Source organism: Sphingosinicella sp., assembly GCF_013911755.1.
GTDB lineage: Bacteria > Pseudomonadota > Alphaproteobacteria > Sphingomonadales > Sphingomonadaceae > Sphingosinicella.
Genome location: NZ_JACESP010000014.1, coordinates 42,182 through 54,111 on the forward strand (window position 1 = coordinate 42,182; position 11,930 = coordinate 54,111).

General features: G+C 63.4%; 15 protein-coding genes and 1 pseudogene. 9 read left to right on the forward strand and 7 right to left on the reverse strand.

From position 1 onward, the window contains the following. Window positions 1-17 precede the first annotated feature (17 nt). The 3 genes from H2052_RS10995 to H2052_RS11005 are packed head-to-tail and all read left to right on the forward strand — an operon-like array spanning window position 18 to window position 2,118. The gene (locus tag H2052_RS10995; protein WP_366484465.1) at window positions 18-722 is read left to right on the forward strand and encodes a nitroreductase; all 705 of its coding nucleotides are present in this window, start codon (window positions 18-20) and stop codon (window positions 720-722) included. Continuing rightward, on the forward strand, window positions 719-1,198 hold the full coding sequence (locus H2052_RS11000) for a hypothetical protein (protein WP_293781545.1): 480 nt from the start codon (window positions 719-721) through the stop codon (window positions 1,196-1,198). Before H2052_RS10995 ends, H2052_RS11000 begins: the two co-directional genes overlap by 4 nt. A 23-nt stretch (window positions 1,199-1,221) precedes the next feature. After that, the gene (locus H2052_RS11005; RefSeq protein WP_293781547.1) at window positions 1,222-2,118 is read left to right on the forward strand and encodes an amidohydrolase family protein; all 897 of its coding nucleotides are present in this window, start codon (window positions 1,222-1,224) and stop codon (window positions 2,116-2,118) included. An 18-nt stretch (window positions 2,119-2,136) separates the two neighbouring features. On the opposite strand, the gene H2052_RS11010 is transcribed toward H2052_RS11005, so the two are convergent. The 3 genes and pseudogenes from H2052_RS11010 to H2052_RS11020 all read right to left on the reverse strand — a co-directional run bounded on the left by H2052_RS11010 (window position 2,137) and on the right by H2052_RS11020 (window position 3,527). Then, window positions 2,137-2,541: a DUF1428 domain-containing protein gene (locus H2052_RS11010; RefSeq protein ID WP_293781667.1), complete on the reverse strand. Its 405-nt coding sequence runs from the start codon at window positions 2,539-2,541 to the stop codon at window positions 2,137-2,139. Between the two features lie 18 nt (window positions 2,542-2,559). Further along, a pseudogene (locus H2052_RS11015) lies at window positions 2,560-2,853 on the reverse strand (DUF1428 domain-containing protein); the annotation flags it as partial. Between the two features lie 17 nt (window positions 2,854-2,870). Then, entirely contained in the window at window positions 2,871-3,527 is a 657-nt protein-coding gene (locus H2052_RS11020) for a glutathione S-transferase family protein (protein ID WP_293781549.1), read from the reverse strand. Between the two features lie 62 nt (window positions 3,528-3,589). On the opposite strand from H2052_RS11020, the gene H2052_RS11025 reads away from it, so the two are divergent. Beyond that, the gene (locus H2052_RS11025) at window positions 3,590-4,279 is read left to right on the forward strand and encodes a winged helix-turn-helix transcriptional regulator (RefSeq protein WP_293781551.1); all 690 of its coding nucleotides are present in this window, start codon (window positions 3,590-3,592) and stop codon (window positions 4,277-4,279) included. Here H2052_RS11025 and H2052_RS11030 read toward each other — a convergent pair. The 3 genes from H2052_RS11030 to uvrC are packed head-to-tail and all read right to left on the reverse strand — an operon-like array spanning window position 4,276 to window position 7,360. Further along, on the reverse strand, window positions 4,276-4,671 hold the full coding sequence (locus H2052_RS11030) for an MAPEG family protein (RefSeq protein WP_293781553.1): 396 nt from the start codon (window positions 4,669-4,671) through the stop codon (window positions 4,276-4,278). The two genes, H2052_RS11025 and H2052_RS11030, sit on opposite strands and share 4 nt — an antisense overlap. A gap of 27 nt (window positions 4,672-4,698) precedes the next feature. Further along, a complete protein-coding gene (locus H2052_RS11035; protein ID WP_293781555.1) occupies window positions 4,699-5,391 on the reverse strand; it encodes a thiol:disulfide oxidoreductase in 693 nt (230 codons plus the stop codon). A 49-nt stretch (window positions 5,392-5,440) separates the two neighbouring features. Further along, complete coding sequence (gene uvrC / locus H2052_RS11040) at window positions 5,441-7,360, reverse strand: excinuclease ABC subunit UvrC (RefSeq protein WP_293781557.1); 1,920 nt, start codon at window positions 7,358-7,360, stop codon at window positions 5,441-5,443. 183 nt (window positions 7,361-7,543) lie between these two features. Here uvrC and H2052_RS11045 point away from each other — a divergent pair, with 183 nt between their 5' ends. Both H2052_RS11045 and H2052_RS11050 read left to right on the forward strand, forming a co-directional pair. Then, entirely contained in the window at window positions 7,544-8,323 is a 780-nt protein-coding gene (locus H2052_RS11045) for an SDR family NAD(P)-dependent oxidoreductase (protein WP_293781559.1), read from the forward strand. Continuing rightward, window positions 8,320-8,733 (forward strand): dihydroneopterin aldolase, encoded by a 414-nt coding sequence (locus tag H2052_RS11050; RefSeq protein ID WP_293781561.1) that lies wholly within the window; start codon window positions 8,320-8,322, stop codon window positions 8,731-8,733. Before H2052_RS11045 ends, H2052_RS11050 begins: the two co-directional genes overlap by 4 nt. On the opposite strand, the gene H2052_RS11055 is transcribed toward H2052_RS11050, so the two are convergent. After that, window positions 8,721-9,539, reverse strand: a complete 819-nt coding sequence (locus H2052_RS11055; protein ID WP_293781563.1) for a hypothetical protein — start codon at window positions 9,537-9,539, stop codon at window positions 8,721-8,723. The two genes, H2052_RS11050 and H2052_RS11055, sit on opposite strands and share 13 nt — an antisense overlap. 314 nt (window positions 9,540-9,853) lie before the next feature. On the opposite strand from H2052_RS11055, the gene H2052_RS11060 reads away from it, so the two are divergent. The 3 genes from H2052_RS11060 (at window position 9,854) to H2052_RS11070 (ending at window position 11,929) form a co-directional block, all read left to right on the forward strand. After that, window positions 9,854-10,501: an energy transducer TonB gene (locus tag H2052_RS11060; RefSeq protein WP_293781565.1), complete on the forward strand. Its 648-nt coding sequence runs from the start codon at window positions 9,854-9,856 to the stop codon at window positions 10,499-10,501. Between the two features lie 145 nt (window positions 10,502-10,646). Further along, window positions 10,647-11,384, forward strand: a complete 738-nt coding sequence (locus H2052_RS11065) for a MotA/TolQ/ExbB proton channel family protein (protein WP_293781669.1) — start codon at window positions 10,647-10,649, stop codon at window positions 11,382-11,384. A gap of 77 nt (window positions 11,385-11,461) precedes the next feature. After that, a complete protein-coding gene (locus H2052_RS11070) occupies window positions 11,462-11,929 on the forward strand; it encodes a biopolymer transporter ExbD (RefSeq protein ID WP_293781567.1) in 468 nt (155 codons plus the stop codon). Window position 11,930: the final 1 nt, after the last annotated feature.

Below are 11,930 nucleotides of genomic sequence, written 5' to 3' on the forward strand. Positions count from 1 at the left end.
AGACGTTAGGCTATCGTATGCGCCTGCTCAACATGGCTTTGGGAATCGAAGTGAACGTCAGTGAAGCGATTGCAACCCGCCGCTCGGTGCGCGGCTTCCTCGACCGGCCTGTCGATCCCGCATGGCTGCGCGAGATCATCGAAAAGGCAGCACGTGCACCGTCGGGCGGCAACCTGCAGCCGTGGCATATATACGCCGTCGGCGGCGACGAACTGACACGGCTGAAGGAGATCATGGCGGCGCGCATCGTCGAAGCGCCGCGCGGCGAGGAGATGGAGTACGACATCTACCCGAAGGCGCTCGGCGAACCCTACGCCTCGCGCCGCTTTCAGGTCGGCGAGGACATGTATGGCCATATCGGGATTCCACGCGAGGACCGCGAAGCGCGGCGGCGCTGGTTCGCCCGCAATTTCATGTTCTTCGGCGCGCCCGTTGCGCTGTTCTGCTACGTGAGCCGCACGATGGGACCGCCGCAGTGGTCAGATCTGGGAATGTACCTTGAAAACGTGATGCTGCTGCTGCGCGAAGCGGGGCTCGATTCCTGCCCGCAGGAGTGCTGGGCTATGTATCCCAAAACGATCGGCACGTTCCTCGGCGCGCCCGACGCATGGATGCTGTTCACCGGCATGGCGATCGGCTGGAAAGACCCCGACGATCCTGCCAACAAGCTCCATGCAAAGCGCGTCCCGCTTGCCGAATTCGCGGAGTTTCGCGGCATATGAAGCGCCTCGGCATCATAACGCTGCTCCTGCTCGTCGCGGCCTGCGCGACACGACAGCCGACCTACAATCGCAGCTGGGCGATCTTCGACGCCGACGCATCCGAAGGCAATGCGGCGAAGCTCGTTTACGGCGTGCCGAACAGCGACGACATCGACCTGTTCGCGGTTTGCGACCGGGACGCGAAGGTTTTCGAACTCGCGTTTTTTACGGCCGATTCACGCACGTCCGTCGCCGAAGGGACGCGCACCCAGCTCCTGGTTGGTCCGCCGGACAAGGTCACGCCGCTCATGGCCTCCGTCCAGTATCATCCTTCCGGAGAAATGATGGTCGTCGCCCGCGCCGGCCTGCCGCCGACGTTCGTGCGCGACTGGGCGGGGAAGCGCGTGACGCTGGCGGGGCAGGGGACGGCGATGACGCTGCTCGCCCGCCCCGACATGGCGTTGATCGAGGATTTCCTGAAGCGGTGCGGCGGGTAGCACGGCCGGCAGACGATCGTTCGATGCGCCCGGTTCGGCGGAAGTCGCTGGCGGTGCATCCGCGGACCGGTTCTACTGAAACGATGAAACGACTGGCTCTGGCGCTGTTGCCGCTGCTTTTCCCCCTGACCGCCGCCGCGCGCGAAGACACGTTCGATGTCCACGTCCATGTCGAGGATGGCGAAGCCTCTATCCGCGCCTATCTCGCGCAGGCGCAAGCTTCGAAACGAGATCTGGCGCGCCTCGGAGGCATGCTGATGGCGAAGGCCGGGGAGCCTGCCCGCACCCGGCAGCGCAACGACGATCTCATCCGCCTGGTGTCGAAATATCCCCGGATGCTGCCTATCGCGTCAGTGCATCCACATGACGGCGACGCCGCGCTTGCCGAGATCGACAGGCTCGCCGCGCTCGGCATTCGCGCCATCAAGATTCACCCGCTGACGCAGGGGTTCGACGTGACCGATCCACGCGTTTCGGCACTCTGCGAACGCGCGGGAGAAGCCGGGATTGTCGTCATGATCGACAACGCCGGCATTATCCCCGGCGACAACGAGAAGCTGCTGAACCTCGCGGTGCGAAATTCCAAGACGCGCTTCCTGTTCACGCACATCGGGGGGATGAACTTTCGGTACTGGAACCTGATCGCGCTGTTGCGGACGGCGAAAGGCTACTTCTACGACAACATCTACTTCGATGTTTCCGCAACGGTCACGCTGGTCGCCGATTCCCCGCTTGAAGGCGAGTTTATCTGGACATTACGCAACATCGGAATCGATCGGATCACGCTCGGTTCGGACTATCCCCAGATTTCGCTCGATCAGTCACTGGATGCGCTGGCGAAGCTCGATATAGGCGAAGAGGAGCGGACGAAGATCCGCTCGGTGAACGCCAGCATTCTGTTCGGCGCAGAGCAGGATTAGCATCCGCGCCGCCGCTGTTCAGGCATCGACGATCGGTTCGAAGCCGCCGAAGATCATGCGGGCGCCGTCGAACGGCATGGTTTCGGGCGCCACCTTCATGCGCGGGTCTTCCATCGTCGCCTTCACGCCTGTGTCGCGCGCAGCCTTGGATGGCCATTCGATCCACGAAAAGACGACGGTTTCGCCGTCCTTCGCGTGCGCGGCACGGCGATAATCGGTGACCTTGCCGTCGGGCACGTCGTCGCCCCAGCATTCGACGAAACGCGTCGCGCCGTGGTCCAGGAACACCGCCGAGGCGTCGCGCGCCATGACGAAATAGGCTTCCTTGTTGCCGTCGGGTACGGAGAGAATGAACCCGTCAACATAGCCGCAGTCGCCGCCTGCCCCGACTTCTACCTGCGGGAGGAAGCCGGCGAAGATCATGCGCATACCGTCGAACGGCATCTCGCCCATCGCCTCCATGCGCTCGTCCGTCATCATGCGTTTTTTTGCAGCATCGCGGGCGGCCTTGTCGGGATATTCCAACCACGAGAATACGACGGTTTCATCGGCCTTTGCCTGCACGGCACCCGCAAAATCGTTGACCTTTCCCGGAGGCACGTCGTTGCCCCAGCATTCCACGACGCGCGAGGCGCCAAATTCCTTGAACAGCGGCGCGGCGGCCGCGGCATGGGCGCGGAAAACCTCCTTGTTCGCAGTGGGAACGGCGATGACGAATCCTTCGACGTAACGCATGTTTTTTCTCCTGGTCCTCAAGCGGCAGCGGCGTCGGCGAACGCGGCGAGATGATCGGCCATCGCCTTCCTGTGCGCGGGGCGTGCTTCGCCGCGTTCGACATAGGCGGCAATGCGGGGATGGCGATCGAGGACGCCAGTGCCACGAAGGCCACCAAGCACGGACACCATCATCAGATCGCCCACGGTGAACATGTCTCCGTCAAGCCAGATTTTGTCCCCCAGCGCTTCGGCGAGATCGGCAAGGCCGCTATCGAGCGTCGCGACAACGACAGGGCGGCGATCCTTCGACCACGACTGATCGGCTTCGAACAGGTCGTTGATCGCGAGCGCCATGACGCGCGGTTCGACCGTGTTGAGCGCCGCGATCAACCACTGCGTCGCTTTCATACGGCCCGGCGTTTCCGCGGGGATGAGTTTGCCAGCGCGCTCGGCGATACGCAGCACCATTGCGCCCGATTCGAATATCTCGACCTCGTCGTCCCGGTACGTCGGCACCTGGCCGAACGGTTGAAAGGCGCGGTGGGCCTGGGTCTTCGAGAATTCGATGTCGATGTAATCGACTGTGTAGGGCTGGCCGACCTCTTCGAAGGCCCATCGCGGACGCAAATCGCGGACGAACCCACGTGCAAATTCCGGAACCCACCCGAATGTGGTGATGACAGGCTGCTGCATCACATGACCTCTCCCTTTATGCGTGTATGCAGAGGCTGACATATCGGTTATAAAAAGCAACTATGAAATTACAAAAAGTAACTAAAAATGCGACGGCCGGTTTACGTTGGTACGACGATGCGTGCGGCGCTGCACTGGCACTGGAACTGGTGGGAGAGCGCTGGGCGCTGCTCGTGATGCGTGAACTGATGTTCGGTCCACGCCGCTTCGGGCAGATTCGGGCGCATCTGCCGGGAGTGAGCGCAAATGTTCTGACGCAGCGGCTGGAAGGACTGGAAGCGCACGGCGTGTTGCGGCGAACAACGCTCGCACCACCAGCGTCGGTGCCAGTCTATGAACTGACGCCGTGGGGTTATGAGGCTGAGCCGATTCTGCAGACGATGGGCCGCTGGGCGGCACGCTCGCCCGCGCACGACCCATCGCTGCCGCTCTCGCCGGCCTCGACGATGCTTTCACTGCGCACGATGCTCGACATGAAGCGTGCAGCCACGCTCTGCGCGCGAATCGCGTTCCGGTTTCCGGACGATGCGTTCGTTGCCGACCTGTCGGACGGTGAACTCTCCATCCGACGCGGCGAGACCGCGGACGCCGACGTCACCTTTTCAGGGGGAACGACGGCGCTTGTCCGCGTCTTCTATGGCAAGCGGCCCATTGCGGAAGAGGAGCTGACGGTTGCGGGCGATCCGGAAATCGCGGGCCGGTTCATCGGTCTCTTCGCGCTGCCGCCCAAGGTGGAGGGCGATACCCGTTAGCGCACGAGGTCGATCACCACCGCCACGATCGCGCCGACCAGCGCGGCGAGGCTGGCGAGGCTGGAGATGAGGAAACCCGCGCCGCGCTTTTCCGCATCCTTGATGTAGCCGATCACGTAAGCGATTCGGCCGACCACCCAGGCCGCCGAATAGATGCCGCCCCAGAGGTCACCGAACAGCGTCGCCACGATCCAGACGAGCGGCAGGAACAGGACGATCTGCTCCATCGTATTCTGGTGCGCGCGGAAGGCGCGCTCGAACTCGGGATGGCCGGTCACGGCGGGTGCCTTGATGCCGTGCTTGCCGCGTGCCTGCCCGACCGGGATCGACGCCCATACGTAAACGGCCAGCGCGGCGAGCGTGCCGAGCAGCGTCAGCGGATACATCTGCATACCTGATTCTCCCCCCTTGTGCAGCGATCAGGCGGGCTTGCCCGTCACCACGATCTTGCGTGCCTGCTCGGCGAATTTCTTAGCCGAATCCTCGTCGTCGTCGCGAATCCGCGCGCGCATGTCCTCAGGCACGGTGATGCCTTTCTGTACGGCGGGGCGTGCCATGATCGCTTCGAGCCAGCGCTGCAGGTTGGGCAAGCCGTCGATCGAGATGCCCGACCATTTGTGCGTGCGCACCCAGCACCAGTTTGCCATGTCGGCGATCGAATAGTCCCCAGCGAGATATTCGGTGCGCGAAAGCTGGCGCTCCAGCACTTCGAACAGGCGGCGGCCTTCATTCTGGTAGCGGTCGATCGCGGGCTGAATCTTTTCCGGGAAATAGCGGTAGAAGACGTTCGCCTGACCCATCATCGGGCCGATGCCGCCCATCTGGAACATCAGCCACTGCTCGACGCGGCTCTGCGACTTCGGGTCCGCGCCGTAAAATTTGCCGGAAAGCCGGGCGAGATAGAGCATGATCGCACCCGATTCGAAGATCGGAAAATCGTCGTGGACGAGCGCGGGGATGCGGCCGTTGGGGTTGATCTCGAGGAACCACTCCTGCTTCTGCGCCCCGCCGGTAAGGTCGATCTTCTCGACGTCGTAGTCGAAGCCCATTTCCTCGAGCGCGACCGAGGCCTTGTAGCCGTTGGGCGTCGCGGCGGTGTAGAGCTTCATCATGCAGAGCGCCCCCCAAAGGCCCGATTCGAGTCGCGCTCGACGTTAGCCTTTATCCGCGCGGATGGAAGTGGTCGTAGATCACCTCGGCCATCGCCTTCGAGATGCCGGGCGCCGCCATCAGCGATTCGAGCGCGGCCGACCGAACGGCCTTCGCGGTGCCGAAGTGCATCAGAAGCGCGCGCTTACGGGTCGGGCCGATACCGGGCACGTCGTCGAGCGGATTGGCGGAGATCGCCTTGCTGCGCTTGGCGCGATGCGCGCCGATGGCGAAACGGTGAGCTTCGTCGCGCAGGCGCTGGAGGTAGAAGAGCACGGGCGAATTGAGGGGCAGGGTGAGTTCGCGGCCGTCCATCAGGTGAAAGACCTCTCGCCCGGCGTTCCTGTCCGGCCCCTTGGCGACGCCGACGAGCGTCACGTCGTCGATGCCTTGTTCGGCGAGAATGTCCATGGCGGCAGACAGTTGCCCCTTGCCGCCGTCGATGAGTACGAGGTCGGGCCAGTCGCTGCCCTTGCGATCGGGGCCTTCCTTGCCCAGCCGCGCGAAACGGCGGCCGAGCACGTGGCGCATCATGCCGAAATCGTCGCCCGGCGTGATCGACGCGTCCTTGATGTTGAACTTGCGGTAGCTGTTCTTGAGGAAGCCTTCCGGCCCCGCGACGATCATCGCGCCCCCCGCATCGCTGCCCTGAATATGGCTGTTGTCGTAGACCTCGATACGACGCGGCGGTTCCGGCAGCTCGAAGATGTCTGCAAGCTCGGCGAGCAGCCTGGTTTGTGTCGCGCCCTCGGCGAGGTTGCGGTCGAGGGCTTCGACGGCGTTGCGTGCCGCCTGATCGACGAGGCGTTTGAGCGCGCCGCGTTGCGGCTGGCGGATCACGACCTTGCGCGTCGAGCGGCTGGAGAGCGCCTCGGCGATCAGGTCGCATTCGGTGGGCAGGCGGTCGACGAGGATCTCCGGCGGCAGCGGCATGTCCTCGTAGAACTGCACGATGAAGCTCCCCATCACGTCCTTCGGGGTGCTTCCCGCGGTGTTCTTCGGGAAGAACGCGCAGTGGCCCCAGTTCTGGCCGCCGCGAATGAAGAAGGCCTGGATCGAGAACTGCCCGGCCTTTTCGGCGAGGGCGATGACGTCGACGTCCTTCACGCCCTCGGCCGTGCCGGTCTGGCCCTGGATGTAGGTGAGCGCGCGCAGACGGTCTCGGTACACGGCTGCGAGTTCGTAGTCCTGCTTTTCGGCCGCGGCCTGCATCGATTCGCCGAGCTTGCGCTGCACCGACTGACTCTTGCCGGCGAGGAAGTCTTTCGCGTCGGCGACAAGCTCCGCGTAGCCTGCCGCGTCGATGCGGTCGACGCACGGCGCCGAGCAGCGGCGAATTTGATGAAGCAGGCAGGGACGCGTGCGATTCGCCATGAAGCTGTCCGAGCAGCTTCGCAGCAGGAACACCTTCTGGAGCGCGTTCAGCGTGCGGTTCACCGCGCCCGCGCTCGCGAACGGGCCGAAGTAGATGCCTTTGCCCTTGCGCGCGCCGCGGTGCTTGGAAATGCGCGGGTAGGCGTGGTCTTCGTTCAGGAAGATGAATGGGAAGCTCTTGTCGTCGCGGAGCAGCACGTTGAACGCGGGACGGAAGCGCTTGATGAGCTGCGCTTCGAGCAGCAGCGCCTCGGCCTCGCTCGCGGTGGTGACGATCGTCATCGCGCGCGTCAGCGACACCATGCGCTGCAACCGCTTCGGCAGCCGCGCGACCTGCGTGTAGTTTGTGACGCGGTTCTTCAGGCTGCGCGCCTTGCCGACATAAAGCACGTCGCCGCCCGCATCGAGCATCCGATAGACGCCCGGCCGCACCGGAAGCGTCTTCAGCACGTTGCGGATCGCCGCCACGCCCGCGTCGAGATCGGGCGTGTCGCGTCCGCGCACTGCGAAGGTCGCCTGCTCTTCGGAAAAGCGATCAATCTGCGGGGGTTCAGCCATCGCCTTCAGATGTAGGCGAGGGAGGCGGCGCTCTCAACTGTCACGGAAATGACTTGTCCCCGGCACCTGTGGATAAGTCTCTGGAGATGTCCCGCTTACCGGCGCTGGCACTGCGCTGCTTGGACTGCCGAAAAAACGGGCAGCGGCTTGCTCGTTGGTACGCCGAGGGGTAAGCGCTCGCCGATGACACCGGAATTCGGCAATCCCGCAAGCGCACTCGTCACCGGCGGTGCAAAGCGCATCGGCGGCGCGCTGTCGCGTGCACTCGCGGCAGACGGCTGGCATGTCCACATCCACTGCAACGAATCGGTCGCCGAGGCGGAGGCGCTTGCAGCCGAGATCGGGTCGGCAGGTGGCAGTGCCTCGCTCGTCCGGGCGGACCTTGCCGACGCGGAGGCGTGCCGCACGCTGTTCGATCGTCTAGAGCCTGGAAAACCGCCGGTTTCCTTGCTGATCAACAACGCTTCGCTGTTTCGCTACGACACGCAGGCAGACTTCGGCGCCGCGCAGTGGGACGAGCAGCTCGACGTGAATCTGCGCGCACCGGCACTGCTGACGCAGCAGTTCGCGGCGAGTTGCGCGGGGCGGAACGGACTCGTCCTCAACCTGCTCGATGCAAAGGTCGCCGCTCCAAATCCGGATTTCTACAGCTACACGGTGAGCAAGCTCGGGCTTGCCGGTCTCACGGAGCTGCAGGCGAGGGCGCTAGCGCCCAATATCCGCGTGAACGGCATCGCACCCTCGGTGACGCTGGTCAGCGGCCCGCAGACGCGGGAGAACTTCGACCGCGCGCATGTGTATAACCCGCTGCGGCGCGGTGTGTTGGTGGAGCATGTTGTCATGACGATGCAATATTTGATCGCGCTTCCCACGATCACCGGGCAGGTGATCGTGCTCGATGCCGGGCAGCGTATGCTCGGTATGCCGCGCGATGTCGCGTTCATGGTGGGAGAGGGCGCATGAGCCTCACACCGCGCGGTGTCGTCCCCGAAGCGCTGGCACCCAAGGCGCGGCGGATTCGGCTGCATGGTTACGAACTGCTCGTCGATATCGGTTTTCACAGCTTCGAGGTCGGCGCGCCGCAGCGGCTCCGCGTCGATGTCGACCTCTGGGTGGATGAGGCCTCGTTCCCCATCGACGATCAGGTGAAAAGCGCGTGGAATTATGATTTCCTGCGCGAAACCGTGAAGACGCTGGCGGCGTCGCGACGTTTCAACCTGCAGGAAACCTTCTGCCGCGCGGTCTACGACATCATCGCAGCGCGCAAAGGCGTGCTGGCGCTGCGCGTCGCAACCGCGAAGCCCGATATCTACCCCGACTGCGAATTCGTGGGCGTCGAGCTTTCGTCGCTGCCGATGGCCTATTCCGAATAGGCGCGGTCGCAGGGACCGAGCGAATCGAGCACGAAACGATAGTCCGCCTTCGCGGCGGCGGCAGTTTGCGAATCGAGCGTAGTGGTGCTCGCATTGGGCAGGCTACGGGGCAGGCCGCAGGCGAGCTGATACCAGAGCAGGCTGCCGTCCTTCACACCGGCGGCGGCATCGTCGATGATGTCGCCTGTGGCCACGCTGAACATTTTCGGCTGGCCGGGGCGTGATAGTACCACGAGCGACATCGGCTCGCCCGCCTTCGTCTGGATGAAAATCTGGCTTTCGGATTCGCCCGGAAGGCTGCCGGGCACGTGAAAGGCCTGCCCGAGCCCGGAAATCTCCATGTCGCGAATATCAGGTGACGTCACGGCCTCGGCCGCGATGGCGCGCACATAGGCGTCGCGCTCGGCGTTCCAGTCGACTTGGGCCCACGGGCGGACGAGCTGGAACTGCCCTTCGCGGCCCCCCGGCGCCAAGAACAGCAGAACGGGAAGCCCTTTGAGTTTCGGGGACTTTCCGCGCGGATCGGCACCGATATCGACGAGATACTCGATATTTTTCGGAATGAATCCCGGTGCGATCAGCACATTGCTAATTTCGGCGGTGATCAGGAAACGACGGAAGCCGGGCGCGAGGCCGGGAGACAGTTTTTCGCTGAGTCTTGAGGCCTTTGTGACCGTCGCGCGGACGATGATCGGCGCTTCGGTGGTCAGTGCTACAAGGTCCGCCCGTCCCGGGTTCGCTGACACGCCGGTAAGCGGAATCAGTCCCCCGCAGAGTAAAAGCGCAAAAAAAGCCCACAGGCGCATCAGGCCGTCCCTTTTGTTATGAAATCGAACAAAATCCATATTTGCTGGCAGCTTAACGCATTTGAGCCATGTTTGACATGACCGTGGCATGAATTGGGCGAGCGACCAATCCCGCCACAACCCTGCCACAAAGCAGTTGCGGGTGCAGGGCGCCCAAGCTAGTAGGTCGCTCAGGGACGGTTTGAGCCGGTTTTCAACCGCTTCATGAGCGTTGCAAAAAGGGATAAGATTGCGGTCTAAGCCGCAACTGGTTTCTGATCGATTCCTATGGGATCGATGGTTAAGGGTCAGCTAAGAGGGAGTAACCCGCGTCCATGGCATATGCAGATCAAGGCGTAAGCTCGAAGCGCATGGTCTCCTTGGCGCTCGTTGCGCTACTCCATGCCTTTCTCGGCTACGCATTCATAAGCGGCCTTGCGCTGCGTGTGGTTAAGGTCGTGACGGGTCCGATGGAGACGTTCGAGGTCGAGGAGCCTACGGTCGATGAAGAGCCGCCGCCTCCGCCGCCGGAACTCGAAGAGATTCCGCCGTATGTTCCACCACCGGAAGTGATCGTTGAGACGGCTGCACCGCCGCCTCCCGCGATCACCATCCAGACGGAGGCTCCGCGACCTGAACCGGTTCGCGTTGCACCGCCGGCGCCGCCCGCGCCGCCTGCCGGTCCGACCACGCGTGCGCAGCCGAGGGGGCGTCTCGGCGCCACCATCACGGCTGACGACTATCCGCAAGCCTCGATCCGTGCAGAGGAAGAGGGTTCGGTGGTCGCGCGCTACACCATCGATACGGATGGAAAGGTCGTGAAGGGCAGCTGCTCGATTCAGACGTCGAGCGGTTTCAGTCGTCTCGATACCCAGACCTGCAGCCTGATCGAGCGGCGCTTCCGGTTCAATCCGGCGCAGCAGAACGGCCAGCCGGTTCAGGAGACGCGCAGCCAGGCGTTCCGTTGGCAGATTCCGAAATAAGCAGGATGTCGCCGTGGGCCGGGCAAGACCGGTCCGCGGCCTTATCCGTTTCCAAACCAACATTTTTATTCAGTCTAGGGGACTACACATGAAGAATTTTGTTTCGCGCGCCGGCCTTGCGGCGAGTGTTGCGCTCGGCACGCTGATGGTTTCGGCTCCGGCGTTCGCGGCGGAAGAGATCGCGACCGAAAACCCGTACGGCCTCCGCGCCGCGCTCGAGCAGGGCGGTCCGATCGCCCAGGGCACGTTCGCCATTCTCGTGCTGATGTCGCTTACCTCCTGGTACGTCATCTTCACGAAATGGTGGGACCAGCGGAAGCTGCTCATCGAAGCCAAGGAGCTGGACAAGAAGTTCTGGTCGGCGCCGAGCCTGAAGGACGGCGCAGCCAAGCTCGACAAGAACTCGGCTTTCCGCCAGATCGTCGACGACGGCCTGCGCGCTGCCGATCATCATGAAGGCCGTCTCACCGACAGCATCGACAAGAACGAGTGGGTGACGATGTCGATGGCGCGCTCGACGCACGCGATCAATGCCCGCCTGCAGAGCGGCCTTGCCTGGCTGGCGTCGGTGGGCTCGACCTCGCCGTTCGTCGGTCTGTTCGGTACCGTCGTCGGTATCTATCGCGCGCTCATCAACATCGGCGTTGCCGGTCAGGCCTCGATCGACAAGGTCGCGGGTCCGGTCGGTGAGGCGCTCATCATGACCGCGCTCGGTCTCGCCGTGGCCGTTCCGGCCGTGCTCGGCTACAACTGGCTGATCCGCCGCAACAAGGACGTTCAGGACCGTCTGAACAACTTCTCGGCTGACGTGCACGGCTACATGATGTCGGGTGCGCGCGTTGCACGCACGGGCGTGACCCCGGCAGCGGCGCCGAAGGCCTGATCGTACGAAGGGGGCGTTTCCGGCTGGTCCGGTGCGCCCCCTCCCGTTTTGTTTGATATCAGGAAGGATCGCTAGACATGGCGATGCAAGTAGGACCCTCGGACGACGATGACGCGCCGATGGCGGACATCAACACGACGCCCCTCGTGGACGTCATGCTGGTTATGCTGATCATCTTCCTCATCACCGTTCCCGTGGTCATTCAGACCGTACCGCTCGAACTTCCCAAAGTGAGCAGTATGCCGACGACGACGAAGCCGGAAAACGTCCTCATCGCGGTCGACAACGCCGGCGACATCTTCTGGGGTGTCCAGCGTCTCGACAGCAAGCAGGAGCTCTTCGACAAGGCGGTTGCGCACTTGAAGAAGGAAATCGAGCGTCAGGAAGCTGCAGGCACACCGATCGAGCTGCCTGAAGTCCATATCCGCGGTGACGCGGGCACGGAGTTCAGCAATATCGGCGGCGTCATCTTCACGATGCAGCGCGCCGGTTTCGTGAAGGTGGGCTTCATTTCGGAACCGCCCGCCGGTTCTGTCAGCCGCTAAG

Excerpts from the sequence above, each read along its gene's own strand:
- H2052_RS11000 (WP_293781545.1), top strand. The coding sequence starts at position 719 with ATGAAGCGCCTCGGCATCATAACGCTGCTCCTGCTCGTCGCGGCCTGC.
- H2052_RS11045 (WP_293781559.1), top strand. The coding sequence starts at position 7,544 with ATGACACCGGAATTCGGCAATCCCGCAAGCGCACTCGTCACCGGCGGT.
- H2052_RS11010 (WP_293781667.1), bottom strand. The coding sequence starts at position 2,541 with ATGATCTTCGCCGGCTTCCTCCCGCAGGTAGAAGTCGGGGCAGGCGGC.
- H2052_RS11035 (WP_293781555.1), bottom strand. The coding sequence starts at position 5,391 with ATGATGAAGCTCTACACCGCCGCGACGCCCAACGGCTACAAGGCCTCG.
- H2052_RS11070 (WP_293781567.1), top strand. The coding sequence starts at position 11,462 with ATGGCGATGCAAGTAGGACCCTCGGACGACGATGACGCGCCGATGGCG.
- H2052_RS11005 (WP_293781547.1), top strand. The coding sequence starts at position 1,222 with ATGCGCCCGGTTCGGCGGAAGTCGCTGGCGGTGCATCCGCGGACCGGT.
- H2052_RS11020 (WP_293781549.1), bottom strand. The coding sequence starts at position 3,527 with ATGCAGCAGCCTGTCATCACCACATTCGGGTGGGTTCCGGAATTTGCA.
- H2052_RS11055 (WP_293781563.1), bottom strand. The coding sequence starts at position 9,539 with ATGCGCCTGTGGGCTTTTTTTGCGCTTTTACTCTGCGGGGGACTGATT.
- H2052_RS11030 (WP_293781553.1), bottom strand. The coding sequence starts at position 4,671 with ATGCAGATGTATCCGCTGACGCTGCTCGGCACGCTCGCCGCGCTGGCC.
- H2052_RS10995 (WP_366484465.1), top strand. The coding sequence starts at position 18 with ATGCGCCTGCTCAACATGGCTTTGGGAATCGAAGTGAACGTCAGTGAA.
- H2052_RS11025 (WP_293781551.1), top strand. The coding sequence starts at position 3,590 with ATGAAATTACAAAAAGTAACTAAAAATGCGACGGCCGGTTTACGTTGG.
- uvrC (WP_293781557.1), bottom strand. The coding sequence starts at position 7,360 with ATGGCTGAACCCCCGCAGATTGATCGCTTTTCCGAAGAGCAGGCGACC.
- H2052_RS11050 (WP_293781561.1), top strand. The coding sequence starts at position 8,320 with ATGAGCCTCACACCGCGCGGTGTCGTCCCCGAAGCGCTGGCACCCAAG.
- H2052_RS11060 (WP_293781565.1), top strand. The coding sequence starts at position 9,854 with ATGGCATATGCAGATCAAGGCGTAAGCTCGAAGCGCATGGTCTCCTTG.
- H2052_RS11065 (WP_293781669.1), top strand. The coding sequence starts at position 10,647 with ATGGTTTCGGCTCCGGCGTTCGCGGCGGAAGAGATCGCGACCGAAAAC.